14 protein-coding genes and 2 pseudogenes are annotated in these 16763 nt (G+C 67.6%); 7 read left to right on the top strand and 9 right to left on the bottom strand.

Features of this window, described 5'->3' with window-relative positions; translation table 11 throughout:
- Positions 1 to 86: 86 nt before the first annotated feature.
- The 8 genes and pseudogenes from NQZ70_RS48240 to NQZ70_RS48275 all read right to left on the bottom strand — a co-directional run bounded on the left by NQZ70_RS48240 (position 87) and on the right by NQZ70_RS48275 (position 8291).
- On the bottom strand, positions 87 to 431 hold the full coding sequence (locus NQZ70_RS48240) for a hypothetical protein (RefSeq protein WP_129580253.1): 345 nt from the start codon (positions 429 to 431) through the stop codon (positions 87 to 89).
- 62 nt (positions 432 to 493) lie between these two features.
- A pseudogene (locus tag NQZ70_RS48245) lies at positions 494 to 676 on the bottom strand (ATP-binding protein); the annotation flags it as partial.
- A 24-nt stretch (positions 677 to 700) separates the two neighbouring features.
- Complete coding sequence (locus NQZ70_RS48250; protein WP_129574328.1) at positions 701 to 2818, bottom strand: recombinase family protein; 2118 nt, start codon at positions 2816 to 2818, stop codon at positions 701 to 703.
- Positions 2819 to 3031: 213 nt separating this feature from the next.
- Positions 3032 to 3706, bottom strand: coding sequence for an IS21-like element helper ATPase IstB (gene istB, locus NQZ70_RS48255; RefSeq protein WP_269467629.1), 675 nt, complete (start codon positions 3704 to 3706; stop codon positions 3032 to 3034).
- Positions 3703 to 4941: an IS21 family transposase gene (gene istA, locus NQZ70_RS48260; protein WP_129582014.1), complete on the bottom strand. Its 1239-nt coding sequence runs from the start codon at positions 4939 to 4941 to the stop codon at positions 3703 to 3705. The genes istB and istA overlap by 4 nt, the downstream gene beginning before the upstream one ends.
- 114 nt (positions 4942 to 5055) lie before the next feature.
- Complete coding sequence (locus tag NQZ70_RS48265) at positions 5056 to 5364, bottom strand: hypothetical protein (protein ID WP_165374538.1); 309 nt, start codon at positions 5362 to 5364, stop codon at positions 5056 to 5058.
- Between the two features lie 439 nt (positions 5365 to 5803).
- Positions 5804 to 6187, bottom strand: a complete 384-nt coding sequence (locus NQZ70_RS48270) for a hypothetical protein (protein ID WP_129580255.1) — start codon at positions 6185 to 6187, stop codon at positions 5804 to 5806.
- A 652-nt stretch (positions 6188 to 6839) separates the two neighbouring features.
- Complete coding sequence (locus NQZ70_RS48275; protein WP_165374539.1) at positions 6840 to 8291, bottom strand: ParB/RepB/Spo0J family partition protein; 1452 nt, start codon at positions 8289 to 8291, stop codon at positions 6840 to 6842.
- A gap of 346 nt (positions 8292 to 8637) precedes the next feature.
- Between NQZ70_RS48275 and NQZ70_RS48280 the strand changes: the two genes are divergently transcribed.
- Entirely contained in the window at positions 8638 to 8919 is a 282-nt protein-coding gene (locus NQZ70_RS48280; RefSeq protein ID WP_165374540.1) for a hypothetical protein, read from the top strand.
- 233 nt (positions 8920 to 9152) lie between these two features.
- Here NQZ70_RS48280 and NQZ70_RS48285 read toward each other — a convergent pair whose 3' ends face one another.
- Entirely contained in the window at positions 9153 to 10205 is a 1053-nt protein-coding gene (locus NQZ70_RS48285; RefSeq protein ID WP_129580257.1) for a hypothetical protein, read from the bottom strand.
- A gap of 157 nt (positions 10206 to 10362) precedes the next feature.
- Between NQZ70_RS48285 and NQZ70_RS48290 the strand changes: the two genes are divergently transcribed.
- The 6 genes and pseudogenes from NQZ70_RS48290 (at position 10363) to NQZ70_RS48310 (ending at position 16581) form a co-directional block, all read left to right on the top strand.
- Positions 10363 to 11286, top strand: a complete 924-nt coding sequence (locus NQZ70_RS48290) for a hypothetical protein (protein ID WP_129580258.1) — start codon at positions 10363 to 10365, stop codon at positions 11284 to 11286.
- 5 nt (positions 11287 to 11291) lie between these two features.
- A pseudogene (locus NQZ70_RS53645) lies at positions 11292 to 11555 on the top strand (helix-turn-helix domain-containing protein); the annotation flags it as partial.
- Between the two features lie 47 nt (positions 11556 to 11602).
- Positions 11603 to 12679, top strand: coding sequence for a tyrosine-type recombinase/integrase (locus NQZ70_RS48295; RefSeq protein WP_129580259.1), 1077 nt, complete (start codon positions 11603 to 11605; stop codon positions 12677 to 12679).
- Between the two features lie 581 nt (positions 12680 to 13260).
- Entirely contained in the window at positions 13261 to 14202 is a 942-nt protein-coding gene (locus NQZ70_RS48300) for a phospholipase D family protein (protein ID WP_129580260.1), read from the top strand.
- A 52-nt stretch (positions 14203 to 14254) separates the two neighbouring features.
- Positions 14255 to 15619 (top strand): restriction endonuclease, encoded by a 1365-nt coding sequence (locus NQZ70_RS48305; RefSeq protein WP_129580261.1) that lies wholly within the window; start codon positions 14255 to 14257, stop codon positions 15617 to 15619.
- Positions 15616 to 16581 carry a cobalamin biosynthesis protein CbiG gene (locus NQZ70_RS48310; RefSeq protein WP_129580262.1) on the top strand — a complete coding sequence of 322 codons (966 nt, stop codon included), beginning with the start codon at positions 15616 to 15618 and terminating at the stop codon, positions 16579 to 16581. Before NQZ70_RS48305 ends, NQZ70_RS48310 begins: the two co-directional genes overlap by 4 nt.
- Positions 16582 to 16763: the final 182 nt, after the last annotated feature.

Below are 16763 nucleotides of genomic sequence, written 5' to 3' on the forward strand. Positions count from 1 at the left end.
CTACGGCCGGCCTCTTGGTTAAGCAATCGAGCGACGCGAAGGAGTGTGTGGTATTCTCGCTGAGCCCGACTAGCCTCGTCGCGTCCTCAATGCGATCGGGCGGGGCGCCCGAAGGCGGCGCGGTAACGAGGCCAGAGTTCCTGCTCCCGCTGGAACGCGAATGCCTCGGCATAGTCCTCGCCGCGATCGCCCCGCGCGCCGCGGCGCAGCGTCCGAGCGTCCTGGTGGTGGCCGAGTTCGTGAAGGAAGATGTGCATTAGCGTGTAATCGCGCGCCGTGTGTGGCTCGAACCAGCAGCGCGCGAAGGGCTCCGGCTCGAGGTCGCCTTCGACGTCCTCGTTAGTGGAAGCTTCGACAATCTCGCAGGGCACGCCGATGCGTTCGAAGACTTCCCAGTGTGCGTCATAGTGCCATAGGGGGACATCTGTCAAGCGACAGTAACTTTTGACCCCCTTACGACAGTAAAACTGACCCCCTCCCTGCGCCCCCAGTGTCACCTGGCCGACGCGGCGTTCCCGCCGAGCAGCCCCGCCTTCTTTTTCTGCTTCAGCCTGTAGCTGTCTCCCGAGATCATCAGGGTGTGGCTGTGGTGGAGCAGACGGTCGAGGATCGCGGCAGCGAGGACTTCATCCCCGAAGACCGCGCCCCACTGCGTCACCACCTGGTTTGTCGTGATCGACCACGCATGATGCATCTCCTGTCACGTTTTCTTCGAGGGCTTCCTCGCCTGGTGCATGAGGTTCTTGCGGCGGAGTTGGCGCAGCCGCCGCAGCTCGGCCTTATCGGCGATCACCGCCCGCTGGCCGTCGATCCAGCGCGTTTGCACCAGCCCGCGGTTGACCCACCCGTACATCGTCACGACGGGCATCTTCAGCTCGCGAGCCAGATCTGCAAGCCACCAAGCGTTCTCTGCGTCCCTGGGGGGCGGCTTGGGGCCGCGAGGCACGTTACCGTAACGATGCAGCAGCATCCGCACGAGGCGCTCGTTGAAGTGGTTGTGCTGCGTCGGGGTGATCCAGCCGTCAGCATTGAGTTGCTCGGCGATGCGCCCTGCGGTGAAGCCTTTGCGGCGCAAGTCGTGGATCGTAGCCATGAGCGCGTCCTTGTCGCCCGTCTGGACAAGCTTGTGGACGGGGCGGCGGAGGCGTTGGTGCGTCAGACGGCCACCGGCCCAATGCACCACGAGATCCGTCCACGAGCTCTCGCGGTTGGCCGAGATATCGACATGGTCGATGAGGAGCCGCAACACCGTCCTGCGATCCGCGGGCGTCGTGGTGGGCGCGTTCCAGAGCGCCGGCAGGTCGGTCGCCAAGGCGCGGATGGCAGCGACGTCGTCGGGCGTCAGGGCCTGCGGCATCTGCTTCGAGTGCCGCTCGTACGACTCGCGCAGGTCGCGCTCCGCGCGGAGAGCGTCCTCCCAGGCGCGCTCGAGAGTGCGGGCGACGAGTCGATTCTCGGGCTCGACGCTCTTGAACTGGCGCGCGGCGCGCTCCGCCTCGTAGCGTGCCCGTTCGAGTCGCTGCTGCCAGAGAGCCTCCTGCTGGGCGCGCTGCTGCTCGAGATCGGCGCGGACCCGAAGGCTAATCTCCAATGCGGCCGGAGCCAGCGCCGCGATCGCCAATGCCGTAACAGCCTGATCGATGCAGCTACCCGAGATATTGATGCAGAGACGGCTGCCATGGTGGGCCGCCTCCTGACCGCAGACGTAATGCGGATAGATTCGGCCCTTGTATTTAGCGTACCGGACGAACATGCCCAGGTTGCAGCGACCGCACCTGATGAGCCCTTGAAGCAAGGCACTCCCGCTGCGTACCGCACCCGTGCTGTTTGACTTTCGGTTGGCCTTCAAGCGAGCCTGGTTACGCTCAAATTGCTCCCATGTGATGTAGGCGGGAAAGCGATCGCGGACGCAGGCTTGCCAGTCCTCCGGCTCGACCAGCGGTGTGCGCCCCGTGGCCGGGCGCCCGGGTTGTTGTCGCCGTGGATCCGTCTGTCGCCGTCCGTACACATACGCACCTGCGTAGATGGGATTGCGGAGCATGTTGATGACCATACCGCGGTGGGGACGGTGCCACTCGAGAGCTCCGCGGTCGCCTCCAGAGCGACGGCGCACGCCTATCTGAAGTCCCTGCTCGACCAGGGAACGGAGCACTCCGTGCGCGGTCCCGAGGCGGTCAAATTGCTCGAAGACGAAGCGCACGACCGCCTGGACCGACTCATCCGGATCGAGGACGACCTCGCCGGATGCCTGCAGGAGGTAGCCCGATGGCACCGGCTTGCTCAGTTCTCCACGGCGCGCCTTCTGCCGCTTGCCCTGGAGCAGCCGCTGCCGCAGGATGTGTAGCTCCGCTTCGGACATCGTCCCCTTCAGCCCCAGGAGCAGGCGATCGTTGTAGAGCGACGGGTCATAGAGTCCGTCCAGGTCGGCAATCAGGGTGCCGAAGCGAGCGCACAGCTCGAGCAATTGGTGCCAGTCCTTGTTCGAGCGCGCGAGCCGAGACATCTCCACACCCAAGATGATTCCAACGTGGTCGAGCGCGACCTCGGCCAAGAGCCGCTGGAAGTCCTGCCGCCCTGCCGCCGACGCCCCAGAGGTCCCGAGATCCTCGTCGAGCACCAGGATGCGCCCCGATTCCCAGCCGAGCTCGCGCGCCATGGTTTCGAGGCTGTATTGTAGGCGGGTCGACTCCTGGTGGTGCTGGACCTGATGCAGTGAGGACTGCCGGATGTACACGACCGCGAGGCGTTCAAGGTGGCGACCTCCGATCTTCGTCGGGCGCTCCTCGATTCGCACGTTCGGCGCCGCCGACGTCTTCATCGGCCGCCTCCTCGCGCGCCGCCAGGTGGCGGCTTATCATCAGACTCAGAACGCTTACGAGTTGTGTCTGACGCTCGGGCGTCAGTACCGTCCACAGATGATCCGCCGTGGTCCTCTGCGCGGACATGGGGCACCGTTCGTCCTGGATCGCGCCGCTCTTGCGGGGCTCCGTCGCACCGCATGTGCAGCCAGCGTGCCAGCGCCAGCAATGCCTCAGCGGCGACGATCGGCTGAGTGGGGTTCGAATCCTCTGTGACTCTCGCTGTACTGGGCTTGGTTGATCGTGATCAAGGTGCTGCTCTTCTCGTATCTCCTGGCAACAAGCTGGAAGAAGAGATGGGCGCTCTGCCTCTCGAAGGGCAAGTAGCCCAGCTCATCGACCACCAGAAGCTTCGGCTTCGTGTAGAAGAGGAGCTTCTCCGCGAGCTGCCCCTCGGTTTCCGCCTTCGAGAGCGTCGCCAGGAGCGCGGTCGCGCTCGTGAAGAGCACCGAGTGCCCCGCCTCGACGGCGGCCCGCCCCAGCGCGATGGCCAGATGAGTCTTGCCCACCCCGGGAGGGCCGAACACCAGCACGTTCTCGGCCTCGGCGATGAAGCGCCCGGTGGCGAGCTCGCGGACGAGCTTCTGGTCGATCGAGGGCTGGAACTTGAAGTCGAAGTCCTCGAGGGTCTTGATCGCGGGGAAGTGCGCGATCTGGATCCCCATCGCCACCCGCTTGCGCTGCTTGGACCCGATCTCCTCGCAGAGCATCTTGTCCAGGAAATCGAGGTAGGTCGGCTCGGTCCTGGCCGCCTCGGACAGTAGGGCGTCGAGCCGCTCGGCGATGGATCGCATCCTGAGCCGGCTCAGGCTCTCGACGACGCGTGCATGCACCAGCTCGCGGCTCACGAGGCCACCCCCTCGATGACGGCTGCGTAGTCCGACAGGCTTCGGCCCATGGCCTCCAGGGCGCTCAGGGGCGCCTCTGGCGGCGTCGGCGCGGCGGGCCTGCGCCACAGCCCGTCGAAGTGGCTGGGGTCGGTGACGCGAGCATGGGGCTCGAACGAGCGCTCATGCCGCGCCACCAGCTCCGTTCCTCGGTAGATGCGGACCTCGCGCTCGCCGACGACGACCTCCACGGTGTCGCGCACAAGCTGGTGCGGGACGCTGTAGCGGACCGTGTCGACGTCGACGAGGGCGTCGTTGGCCACGCGTCGGCGAAGCCGCTGCTCTCGGACCGGCAGGGGCCGTGACGGCAACGGCCGGAGCGCGTGCCGCTCATCGCGCTCGAAGCGCACAAGCGGCGCCTCGTGCGTCGTGCCATGGATGCGGTGGTCGGCCTCGGCCATCCACCGGACCAGGTGGGCTTCGAGCGCGGCGAAGGACTCGAACTCGCGCCCGGCCAGCCCGTTGCGCTTGACGTACTTGACGCCCGACTCCGTCTTGCCCTTGGTGCGCGCCCGGTAGGGCCCGCAGGCGCGCGGGGTGACGTCCCAGTCCCGGCAGAAGGCGAGATAAGCCGGGTGGAACGTCACGGAGCCTGTCTCGCGCTCGCGGCCGAGCACCAGCGAGCGCGCATTGTCCCCGAGCACGGTGCGAGGCACGCCGCCGAAGTGGCGGAAAGCTTCCGCAATCCCTTCGCGCCAATCGTCCTGTCGCTCGCTCAGAAAAGCCTTGACGAAGAGCCGCCGTGAGTGACTCAATACGGCGACCAGCAGGTGCACCCGGACCAACGTGCCGGCGATGCGGACCTGCTTCTGACCGAAGTCGATCTGCATCTGATAGCCAGGGTCGGTCTCGAACCGCACGCTGGCCACGTCGGCAGCCCTCTGCCCACGGCGAAGATCGGCAACGACGCGCTGCACGGTCCTCGGGCTCACCGTGATGCCACGGCTGACAAGCTCGCCTGCGACGACCACGGCGTTGCCCTCCGCCAAGCCGGTGAAGAGCTGCTTGGCCTCAGCGCGGCCATCCTCGTCCAAGCAGCGACCACGAGGGCGTACCTGCACCTCGGCGGTGGCTCCACCGCGCAAATAACGGCGGACCGTGTTGCGAGCCACGCCGAGCTCCGCGGCGATCCGTTTGGAGCCCCACCCTCGGGCCGTAAGCTCGCGAATCTGCCGGATAACGTCCGGCTCGATCATCTCTTGCACCTCCGAACCGAGAGGTGCCACGTCCAAGTCCCTGATTTCCATGCCGTTTCCTCCGCTCTGGCGCGAGGGAGGGGGGTCAGTTTTACTGTCGCGCGGGGGTCATTTTTACTGACGCTCTACAACATCTCGCACCATCTCCGCGGGCCACGAGGTGAGCACGATGACGCCGTCTTTTCGATAGCATCCCTCGAACTCTTGGCGGTTGGCATCGATCACGATAGCGGGGATGCCGACGCCCAGCGTGGACCAGTCGGGAAGCAGGCTCAGAAAGCGACGGACGTCGTCCTCGTCCACGACGTGGACGTTGTTGGGGCCAGGAGCGCGGCGAACGATCTGGAACGAGGCGCCAAGGGTGTAATCGTCAGGCGCCGTGATGGTGTCGCGGTTCTTCCTTTGGACGCGGCCGTTCTTCACGCGAGGAATCGTTTTTCGGGGGAACATCGCAGCCAAGATAGGGTAGCGTATTGGCGCCACGTATGTGAAGGGATGGGGCACTGATAAGATCGTACTCGTAGATCGTCGAGCCGTGGGTACGGCGAAGCAACTGAGCCGAACTGCAGGAGTCGATGATCCGGCTCGTGCGTGGGGCAGGGCTATTCGACGAGGCGATTCACAGAGTAGCCGGCGTCCCCGGGATCGACTTGGGGGGAAGCAGGAGCGCGCGGGCGACGAGCACGCTGGTGCTCTCCAAGACAGCGAGCCGGCGCTCGATCTGCTCTGCTCGGACTTGGCGAACAGCGGGCCCAGCGGTCGCGGCTGGCTCCGCGACCAGCGTGCGCAATCGCCACCTGTTTCTCCATCGGCTTGCCTTTGCGCTTGTCGTAGGGGTCCACGAGAAGGTTCTGGCGGCTAGCTATCTTGGTCTCGAAGACCTCCTGCTCTGCCTCGGGCGGGAGGCGGTCGATGCTGTCGTCTGCTCCAGCGGATCGGCGGAGTGCGTGATCTCCTTGCCCCTCTTTATGCGGCTCTGACTGGCCACGAGCAGGGCGTCCTGAGCGCTCAGCCAGAATTCATCCATGGTGTCCTCCCTCACACCGCCCGTGGGCACCGGCGTCTGCACGGAGAGCGTGCGCACGCGATGACCCTCAAGGAACTCGAGGTTGCCCCTGATGACGACCCGGATGTTCGTGGGCCTTTGCAGCAGGAGGAGCGCGGCGAGGTCGACGTCACGGATGCGCGGTTGACCGTCGTCGAATTGCACCGAGAGTGGAATCCCGGCGCAGTGCACGACCGCCATGTCCGAGGGCGGCACCACCACCGGCACCACGAGCGCCGTTGGGGCGGCGCAGGAACTCGGATGCTCCGGAGCGCTCGTTCGCCGGGCCGGCTTGTACGCGCACCTCGATGCGCCAGCCGCTCGGCGGCTCGTCGGGGCCTCGCGCGCGACCCCTGCATTCGTCCAAAGAGCGCGCGTGAAGGCCATCGAAGCGCTGGCGTCCCAGTGTCGAGGTCAGGGGCACTCCCGAAGTGGCGCTCCGGGAAACGCCCTCGACGGCCGGACCGCCCGGCGAGAAGAACCACGCGCCCTGCTTTTCGTTCTCGCAGTCCATCCACTCGAAAGACTTCAGGAAAACGGGCACCTCGTCGGGCGCGGTTCCCGCACGGCCCAAGATGCCACACGGCTCCATGCGCGATGGTTCCCAGCGGTGTATCGTATTGCGGATGCTCGTAGTTGTGGTCTGGGGGCAGCGATGGCTGGCACAGGATGTCAGCCACGCTCCGGGCTGCGGCAGCGTGTGCCATCGCAGAAAAAGTGTCGCCCTGCGCCGCTCAAGCCATGCTCCTGGGCGCCTGACCGGGCGGGGGACGCAGAACCGCCCTTTCTCGCCGCGCCAGCGCGCCCTTTCACGAGGGCCGGGCCGAGGCCCGTTATGTAGGTCAGAGGCTGTTCAGCCTGATCCAGTGCTGGCTTCTTCGTGGAGGCTCAGCTCGCGAACGATCTCGGTGAGGAGCTCGCGCAGGGTCGACACGACATCGGCGTTCATCCTGCCCGGCCTCGCGCGTCTCAGCTTGTCTCGTACGTCGGCGAGCGCCTGAGGAATGCTCACCAACTCTTGTCCGTCGGTCTCGACGTCATCGGTGCTGGCGAGATCCTCGGCGCGGGGGGCAGGCAGGCGGCGCGCATCCGCGGGGTCGTTCGGCACCATCGAGCCCTGCGGTACCGCGGGCGTGGTAACAAGCTCCTCGCCCTGGGACGGGAGCCCTCCGGTGCCACAGGGACCCGGTCGAGCGCGTTCCACCCTGCTCTTCGGCTTGGGATGCGGCGTGTCGGTTTGGCTGGCGCTACGCTGGAGCACGGCCACGGCCGCCTTCACGCTCTTGGCTCGCCCGTCGACGAACAGCCGTGCCACAGCAGCCTGCTGATGCCCCGGAAGGCGGGTGAGCTGCATGAGCTTCACCTTCTCGTCCGCGAGCGGAGTGCCCAGGATCAACTCGGCCGCCTCCGGGGCAAGGTCGTTCGCGATGCGGATCTCCTCCTGCACGGTCCGCTCGGATGTCCCGAGCTTGGCGGCCGCGTCGGTCGAGAAGGCAGGTGCGGGCGAAATGGTTTCGGCTGCACCCGCCGCCGCCTTGGCGTGCCCGCCCCGGGCGTGCTGCCGCGCTTCCGGGTGGAGCGCCTCGTAGAGCTCCTTCCGCCGTGCAAGCAGCCGGCCGCGCTCGAGCACAGGGATCCGGCGACGAACCAGGTTCTCATCGATCTCGACCAGCTCCCGATCGATGGCGTCCCACGTCTGGATGCGGGCCTCGATCTGCGAGTACCCCAGCTCGGCGTAGGCGGCGACCCTGTTTCTTCCGGCCACGAGCTCGCCATCAGAGGTGAGGATGATCGGGTTCAACAGTCCGAGATCGGCGATCGACGTCTTGAGCTGGCGGACGACGCTTGGATCAGGCACCCGGTTCTGCGGGATCACGATGTCCCGGATGGCCACCGTGCACACGTTGACGCCGCGCGGTAGAGCTTCGCTCGGCACGTGCAGGCTTCGCGGTGACCCGTGATGCGCGGCGGTGCCAGCACCGTCCCGAGGCTCCTCGGGCTCCAGCATGCCGGCGGGGTGATTCGCTGTGGTTGACGTACCCTCGATGCTCATCATCGCGTCTACCGCCTCCTGTTCCTCCGCATGACGACATGGTGCCCTTCGCAGATCGCCGCTCGGCACCTCGTCCCATAGCCGGTCGTCCCGCTCGCGGCCGTGATGATCGAGGACGTCCGCGATGTGGCGCAGGGGCGCGGAGCAGCCGGCACAGGCGAGGCGCTCGAAAGGTAGCCGCAGCTCGTCGCAGCTCTCGCAGTACAGACCCCCGGCGGCCAGCTCTGCGTCCAGGCCGTCCAGCGACAGCACGGGCTCGCCGCGGAAGGTGAAACGAGCGTCGCAGACCCCGCAGACCCACGCCTCGGTGCGAACGCCGGGGGGGCCGCATGTCGCGCAGCGCTCCGATGAGATCGCGGGGGCGTCCATCCCGGCCGACCCGTTCGCCGAGTCCAGGGCGCGGACGCTGGTCGGCTCAGGCAGGCAAGGCGCTGGCGTTCGACCCCTTCGATGCGACCCCCATCGAAGCCCGCAAGCCCGTGAAGGCCGAGCGGGAGGCCGTGCGCCCCCGTCCTCGGCTTGCGGCGCGGCGCGCGGCGCCTCCCTGCCTGCCGCGGCGGAGATGGCGCCTCCTTCGGCGTCGTGCCGCTCCCTGCCAGTGTTCCAAGGCGTTGCCGATGGGGCAGCACTCGTCGCGGGATCCACCGACGGCGAGGAGAAGAACGTCCGGTCTTGGGACACCGGCGTGCTGGAGGAGCGCGCTGCCATGGCCGGCTCCGGGATCCCGCTCGGGTTCTTGTCCACGGTCGCGGTGCCCGGCACGACGGCGGTCGGGCCGGGCGTCTGCAACGGGAAAAGCTGGAGGAAGAGATCCAGGAGAGGCTCGGGCACGTACAGCGTCCCGGCTTGGACGAAGTTGGCGTCCATCGCGCTGATATAGTTGCTCATCGCGAGCCTCCATCCCGCGCTCGGCGGCAGAACGAGCTGCCGTTCTCGTAGCGCTTGGCTGCGGGAGCAGAAGGCGCTGAGCGAGTCCCGAGGGCCGCTGCGTTCATCTGCCCCGCAACCTACCGAGCGCGATGGGGGACAAGAACGATCGGCGGTTCTATTGTCCTACGCTCCGCGTCGTCGGCGGAGAGCCCCCGCGCTACCCGCCTTGTCCGCGGAGAGCGGCTACTTGTTCCGCCTGGGCAGCGGAAAGCCGTCGAGCGATTCCGCCGCCGCTTGCGTGTCTACCGGGTCATGGTTTGCGACTTGGCCTTCCGGCGGGCTTCGCCCCCGCTCAGCCCGTTGCGTAGTTTGCGCCTTGCGCTCGTAGTCGAAGAGAGACTTCGTGTACTTGTAGCCCAGCGCAGAAAGCACCGCGCGCACGATGCCTTCGGCCACATCCTCAAGCTTCGACGCCCTTGCCCCCGTGCTTTCCTGCCTCTCGAGGATGCCAACGACCACACTTTCCACGCGAGCGCGTGTAGAAGCGTCGTCACGGAGATCCTCTCGCAGTTCGGGGAGGAACTCCCACGCGAGTTCGGTGGCTCCCTGGCCGAGCAGGCTCCCAACCATGATCTCGGCGATGTTCGCGGACACCGGCTGGATGACGTCGTAGGACCATTGCCCACTCTTTGCGACATCCTCGAGCTGGCGCATCACGAACCGCTTCATGTGGCCCGCCGCTTCGGGTCGGCTCCACACGGTCGAAGCCGCACGGAACTTGGCGTGAGGAGGGTGGGGTTCGTGCCGATGCTCATGCACGTAGCGCTTGGCGGGCTTGGCTTGTTCTTCCAGCCATGCGTGGTCACCGAGATCGATTGCGCGAACGACACCTCGAAGGATCGCGGCCGTGTAGCCGAGGCTTGGTTGGCTTGCCTTGCGATGGAGCTCCATGTCGTCGAACGCGAGCTGTCGGTACTCGTGCGCGAGCCTCGCGAGGTCCTCGAGCAGCTCGCCTGCTCGGTGCTGCTGAACGGCTTCGGGCGTCAGGTCCGGCGGTGCAGGTGCCGGCGGCACCACCTGGTCGTTGAGGTTCGCGGCGGGTTCGGGGGCCGGCCCAGGGCTGGGGACCTTCTTCGGTGGGCGCGTGCTTCGGGCGGCATCGCGCTTCGTCTTCCGGCCGCGACCATCGCCGGCGGGCGAAGCCTTCCCTTTGGGTTCGGCATGCCCCCGACCCGCGCTACCGGAGGGCTTTCCAGAGCGTCGGGACGTCTTCTGCTTCGGGAGCCTCTTGGACATGGCGGCGTCATCCTCCAGCACGGGCGCGTGATCAAGAGCGTGGGCGTGTCAAGCACGTGCGGAAGGGTGGGTGTGGGGTCCGCACGCCCGGTGGACCTGTGGGCCCACGATCCGCGCACCGCTGACTGCCGAAGCGTGATCCTGGAGGTTCGAGGCGATGAGCCCTCGCCACCCTGTAGGACCAACCGCGCTGCGCGCAGCCATCCGGGTGCACCTGCTGGTGCGTCACGGCTCGACCGAGGCCCCTGCTCCTCCTGCGAGCGCCGCGAGGGCCGCGCGGTTCGTGCCCGCGAGCTACAACCGGAAGCTGGTTTCCGTCGAGCGCCTCCCGACCGGGAGCCGTCCGCGTCCCTGGGCGCGCGGCCCGTTCGTGTCGGCGACCGACGTGTCCATCTCGGCCACGTGCAGCGCCGCGCGCGCCTTCAGGGGCGGGGGCCGCTTCGCCGAGGCCGGCTTCACTCGCTTCACAGCCCAGAAGCTCGACGCCGCGGCGTGGGGCCTGACGGTCGAACAGGTCATCGCCGAAGAGGCTCGTCTCATCGACGGCGCGTTCGACGAAGGGCGCGTCCCCCAAGACGGCGCGCGGGGCGGTCGCGACCTTTGGCTTCACGGCGGAGGAGACGTCGGCTCCGCCGCGAGGATCCGGCTGCTGGCCGGTGCTGCGGACCGATGGCATGACCGCGGCGGCGGCGCCGTCGGGTCCTTCACGCACGCCTGGCGCGAGGTGCCGGGCGATGCGTGGGGGTCGATCTCGGTGCTCGCGTCGGTGGAGAAGCCGCACGACATCGAGGCAGCGCGTGCCGCGAGAGACGCGGCGACCGTCGTCGACGAGTTCCCCTCCGACGAGGGGTTCTCGCTGCGGGGGTCGAACGCGAAGATCGTCCCGTGCCCCGCTGAGACGAGGGGCAAGGCGTGCGTGGAGCGCAGGCTGTGCCTCGACGCTGACAAGCTGGCCAGGCGGAACGTCGCCATCGCGTTCGAGGCGCACGGGCCGACAGCTCGCCCAGTGCGCGAGGCTCTCGTCCAGCGGCGCGTGCTCGTCGTCGAGCGGTCGGGCGCCGATCAATCGCGAGGACGGTGAGCGAGATGAACGGGCACGACCTCATCGAGGTGAGCGAGCTGCAGCTCTCCGCGGCGGCGCCCGGTGAGCAAACTCCGGTCGCGACGCGGGATAACAAGAGTAGAGGGGCCCGCGATCCCAGCGTCGGTCTCCCGCATCTTCTTCCGGTCGCTGAGGTAGCCGCCGTTCTCGGCGTGTCCACCCGGACGGTTCGCCGCCTCGTCAAGCGCGGCGAGCTCGTCGCCTACCGGATCAAGCGACAGCTCCGCGTCGACGCCGAGAGCGTGACGCACATGCTCGAGGTCTCGCGCGTCGGGGCCTCGGATCGGACGGATCCATGTCGAAGCGACGATACGTCCTCGGTCAGCCGCACCTCCTGCGGCGCCGAGGGAGGAACAAGCTCTGGACCGGGTGGATCGAGGGGAGGGAGGTCTCGCTCGGCACCGCCGACCGCGCTGAGGCCCAGCGCAGGCTCGACGAACTCGCCGCTCGGCCTCGATCCGACGACGTTGCCGCAGAACGCGGCGGAGCTGAGGATCGCGCTCCGGCACCTCACCCGCCGCTCCTGAGCGCGCTGGCCCTTCTGTTCGCGGAGCACTGCCAGCCGCCGCGGCACACGAAGAAGACCGCCGACTCCTACGCCCACCGGGTCTCGACCTTCGTCGAGGCCATGGAGAAGAAGCAGATCACGCGCACGGACCAGGTGACGTTCAAGGTGATGTCGGCCTACGTCCGCGAGCGCTCGGCCGAGGTGTCGGCCGCGACGGTCAACCGCGACCTGACGCCGATCCGGCGGATGTTCGCGTTCGCCAAGCGCGAGGGCCACATCGAGAAGAACCCGTTCAAGCACGAGGACTTCGCGGAGCTCAAGCTCCGCGAGCCGCGACCGAAGCCGAACGCCCTGGCGCTGTCGCCGAAGCAGGTCGACATCTTCCTCGCGAAGGCTGACGAGATGGCGAAGCCGGGGTACGCGGCACTCTTCCGGCTCACGGCGGGTAGCGCGATCCGCATCGACGAGGCGCGCCACTACGAGCCCCGCGACATCGACGTGCAGCGCGGCATCTTGACGATCACGCCGAAGAAGAACTGGACCACGAAGGGGTACCGGTACCGCGACATCCCGGTCTCGAAGAACACGGTCGACGCCTTGCTCGCCTTCGTCGGCGTTCGCGGCAACCTCGCGCTCGACGACAAGGCCGTGTGGAACGAGATCCAGCGCGTCCGCAAGGCGGCGAGGCTGCCGAAGTTCTCCATCCACGACCTGCGGCGGGCATGGGCCAGCGCCATGCACAAGAACGGCGCGAGCATCAAGCAGGTCAGCGTCTGGCTGGGGCACTGCGCCGTCCAGGTGACGGAGCGGTACATCCGGATCTTCGAGACCGACTCCACGGGGCACGAGTTCCTCCCGCGCTGAGGAGCTCGCGAGCGCGCCGCTTCCGGCCGCTCTTTCTGGCCCCAATCTCGCCGCTGCCCACCGAATGCACACTTCGCGCAGCATGAGCACCCAATCGGCGCCATCGTGAGCGGCGTTCCGGGTATCATGATCGGAGCTGTTACGGCCCAGGCCACCAAGCGAAGGCCAGCAGAAATTTGTCCCTCGCATCGTGACGTGCACGTGGCCTCCAGGCCGAGCGCTGGCGCACGCGTTACGATGCCGCTGACCACGATGCTCACGCCCAGCGCCGCCGTCACGTCGCGGTGGCTCCGCTTCAGCATCAGTTTTTGCCGCAGGATCTCCCGTACGTATTGCGTCGCCAGCCTCTCCCTCGCCATCCGGCCCTCCTCGCGAGGCCGATGGCGTTGCGCCGAACCAGCGGGCGCCGCTCGCCCCTCGACCGCCCGTTGCCCTACTTGAACAGATGCTGAGGTAGTGGCGGTCTGCTCACGGCCGCGAGACGGGCGCTCACGATCCCGCGAAACGCGCACACCGGAGAGGCATGCGGGTACGCTGGCCATCCTGGAGCGTCGAGGTTGGGCGCGACGAGGAGGTGGGCGGTGCTGCGTGTCATGAGCGGAGAACTGTGGACAGAGCTGCACCGGCTTGCGAAGAAGAGCCGTCCGCACCTCGGCGCGGTCGCCTACGTCACGTCCGACGAGAGGGTGAAGTTCGGGAAGGGCGACACGCTCGTCTGCGACGCGACCGACGCCGCGATCAGGTCGGGCCAGACCTCGGCGGCCGTTCTTCGGCGTGCGCATGACCGCGGGGCTCGGCTCTTCTCATCCCCCGGGTTGCACGCGAAGGTCTTCCTCCTCGGGCGCGTGGCCGTCGTCGGTTCGGCGAACCTCTCGGCGAGTTCAGTGAACGAGCTTGAGGAGGCGGCGCTGATCTCCGACGACGCCCGCGCCGTGTCGGGCGTGCGCCTCCTGATCGAGAACCTCGTGCAGGCGGCCGACGAGATCGACGAGAGGTTCCTCCGCCGGATCGAGAAGTTGCCCGTCGTGCAGGCCCAGCGCGGAAGTCGACGGCGGCGGTCAGTCCGACTCCCGGAACCGAGGGCCTGGTTGATCAGTGTCGTGCCGCTCGATGGGGACAAGCACGCGGACGAAGAGCCGGTCGTCGAGAGCGAGCGCGCGAAGGCAGGGGAGGAGACGGAGTTCTCCGACAGCGAGCCTGGCTACATCCGGTTCACGGGGACGTCGAGCTTCCGTCGGTCCGCCAAGCAGGGCGACTTGGTCATCGCAGTGTGGCGCCCCAACGCGAAGTCGTCACGGGCGCACGTATTCGCGCCGGAGCCCCTGGTGACACGGAAGGACAAGAACGGGGTGACGCACCTCTTCGTCGAGGAGTATGCGGACCGCGAGGACACCAGGATCTCGTGGACCGAGTTCTCGCGCCTGTGGCGGAGGACGACATCGAGCCGGCCGCCCGGCATCAAGTCGACCCGTGAAATGCCGGTCGAGCTTCTCGAGCAGCTGCGTACGGCGTGGCCGAAGTAGACCGGCACCGAGCGTCCTTCTGCTGCCAGCGCTCTCGCTGTAGCCTTCGAGCATGGCCCGTCGCTACCTCGTGATCCGGACAGATCGAACCCGGCGAGACTTCATCCTCCGCGAGCTCGAGCAGGGCCGGCTACGGCAGGGGTGGGGGTGGAAGCGTGACCACGACCTGCGGCTCCTCGCGCCGCAGGTCCGGTCGAGGAAGCTGAGCGACGAGGAGGCGCGCGTCTGGCGCAACCGACGGCTACTCGATACAGAACCGGACGGCCTCAAGAAGGGCGACGTGATCGTCATCCCCAACCTCCCCGAGCAGGGCCGCTGGGTCCTCGCGCGGGTGACCGGCGGGTACGACTTCTCGCCCGTCCGAGTCCAAGAGGGCGCCGGGCCCGACTACGGTCACATCGTTGCCGTGAGCCCCATCCGGGAGCCCAGTGGGAAGATCGGCGTCGTCGAAGCCGACAACGAGCGCGTCGACGCGAGGCTGCGAGCCACGATGCGCAACCCGTCACGGATGTGGGCGATCGACGCGCTCGGGTCGGCCGTCGAGGCGCTCATCGACGCCATCGAGGCGGGGAAGGACACGCACACGCCCGAGCCCGAAGTCCAGAAAGCCGAAGGCTTCTTCGAGGCGATGCGCCAAGCCGCGTGGCAGCACATCAAACAGAAGTACGAGGGCGCGGAGTTCGAGCACCTCGTCCGCCGCTTGCTCGAGTGCATCTACAAGGACGGCCGCGTCGAGCACTGGGGCGGTGCGGGCGAGAAGGGCGCGGACCTCATCGTCTTCACCCGGGATCCGCTCGGCATCGAGTACAAGATCGCCGTACAGGTGAAGTTGCATCAGGGAACAGAGGACGACACGACAGCGCTCTCGCAGATCAAGCAAGCCCGCGAGTACCACAAGGTCGATGCGGGCGTCGTGGTGACGACAGCGGAACAGATGAGCGAGGCGTTCCAGGCGAGGCGCGAGGCGCTCGAGGAAGAGCTCGGGATCGACATCCGCCTCGTGGACCGTGACGAGTTCGTCGAGCTCGTGATGGCGCACCTCGGCAAGGCCAAGGCGAACGTGCGCGACGACGTCGTCGACTTGTTGCAGAGGAGCACGGTCACTTCCGAGCTGCTGGAGAGCACGCCGATCACGGATCGGGTCTACGAGGAGCTACAACAGATCCCCATGTCGAAGGTGCAGCGCGCGGGGCTGCGCGTGTTGCACCAGAACCGCGGAGGCGGCGTTCATCTGATCCGCGTGGAGCTGCCGCGCGAGGCCGCGGAGGGCACCGCGGACCAGGCGGCACGGGACATCGCGGCGTACCTCGAGCGACTTGCTCCACAAGCTCGAGGGCGGCAGACCGAAGCGAGCTACAACGCGGGCTCGGGAACGAGCACGACGCACTTGGACTTGACCCTGGAGCTGGCGCGATGACCTTGTTCGACGCCTACTTCTTCGTGGACTGGAGCGCGAGCAACAAGCCGACGCGGCTCAAGCCGAAGAAGGACACCATCTGGCTCGGGGAGTTGGTGCGCGGCTCGGCCCTGGCGGAGCGCTATCACCGGACACGCTCGGCGTGCGTCGACGATCTCCTGGGACGACTGCGCGCGCTCACCGCTGACGGTCTGCGCGTGCTCGTCGGGTTCGACTTCGCCTACGGGTACCCGCGAGGGCTCGCCGAAGCGCTCGGGCTACCCTCGAGCGTCGCTCCATGGGCGCGCACGTGGGAGCTCCTCGCGTCGAGAATCGCCGACGGCGCGAACAACGAGAGCAACCGCTGGCGTGTGGCGTCGGAGCTGAACCGGGCGCTGATGCCCGCCGCGAGGCTGGTGGGGCCGTTCTGGGGCTGCCCTCTGGGCGCCGCGACGGCCACGCTGAAGGCGAGCAAGCGGGAGGGGGAGCTCGCGTTTCCGTTCCTCTCGCGGTCCGGTCGTTCGTTGCCCGAGTGGCGGCACGCGGAGGCGCGAGCCCGCAGCAAGAACCCGAGCGTCCAGTCGACCTGGAAGCTGTTCACCTCCGGGAGCGTCGGGAGCCAGGCGCTCGTCGGGATCCCCCGCGTGGCGCGGATCCGTCACGACGCGGTCCTCGCCCCGTTCAGCAAGGTGTGGCCTTTCGAGACGGGCTTCGGGCCGGCGCCAGGTCCCGCCGCCGGCCCGTTCGTGCTGCACGCCGAGGTCTGGCCGGTGCTGTTCGGCACCGAGGTGGAGGCCCAGATCGCGGCCGATCGCGAGCTCGACATCCTCGATCAGGCACAGGTCCGAGCCCTGTGCGCATGGGCCGAGCGCACGGACGCCGCGGGCGAGCTCGGCCGGTTCTTCGACAGGCCAGCGGACCTGCCCGACCCCGTGGTGCAGGACTGCGTCGATGAGGAAGGGTGGATCCTTGGCCTGCCTTGACTTGACCTCCAGCGGCGCGTCACCTCGGCGCGCGCCACTTCGCAGGTACTCGTCCGAGATCTGGCAAACTTTTGGCACGGCGAGCCTCCGGCGGTTTTGTGTCACGCGCAACCGTTGGATATTCCTCGCGAATATTCCGCCGGAGGGCCCCAAAGCCATCGTTTTTGAAAACCGCCGTTGGG

Origin of the sequence: Sorangium sp. So ce836 (assembly GCF_028553905.1) — a bacterium.
GTDB classification, from domain to species: domain Bacteria; phylum Myxococcota_A; class Polyangia; order Polyangiales; family Polyangiaceae; genus Sorangium; species Sorangium cellulosum_D.

What these genes read in the sequence shown, in the direction of transcription:
- NQZ70_RS48250 (WP_129574328.1), bottom strand. Translation starts at nt 2,818, where the DNA reads ATGAAGACGTCGGCGGCGCCGAACGTGCGAATCGAGGAGCGCCCGACG.
- NQZ70_RS48270 (WP_129580255.1), bottom strand. Translation starts at nt 6,187, where the DNA reads ATGGCGGTCGTGCACTGCGCCGGGATTCCACTCTCGGTGCAATTCGAC.
- NQZ70_RS48290 (WP_129580258.1), top strand. Translation starts at nt 10,363, where the DNA reads ATGAGCCCTCGCCACCCTGTAGGACCAACCGCGCTGCGCGCAGCCATC.
- NQZ70_RS48305 (WP_129580261.1), top strand. Translation starts at nt 14,255, where the DNA reads ATGGCCCGTCGCTACCTCGTGATCCGGACAGATCGAACCCGGCGAGAC.
- NQZ70_RS48285 (WP_129580257.1), bottom strand. Translation starts at nt 10,205, where the DNA reads ATGTCCAAGAGGCTCCCGAAGCAGAAGACGTCCCGACGCTCTGGAAAG.
- NQZ70_RS48310 (WP_129580262.1), top strand. Translation starts at nt 15,616, where the DNA reads ATGACCTTGTTCGACGCCTACTTCTTCGTGGACTGGAGCGCGAGCAAC.
- NQZ70_RS48295 (WP_129580259.1), top strand. Translation starts at nt 11,603, where the DNA reads ATGTCGAAGCGACGATACGTCCTCGGTCAGCCGCACCTCCTGCGGCGC.
- istA (WP_129582014.1), bottom strand. Translation starts at nt 4,941, where the DNA reads ATGATCGAGCCGGACGTTATCCGGCAGATTCGCGAGCTTACGGCCCGA.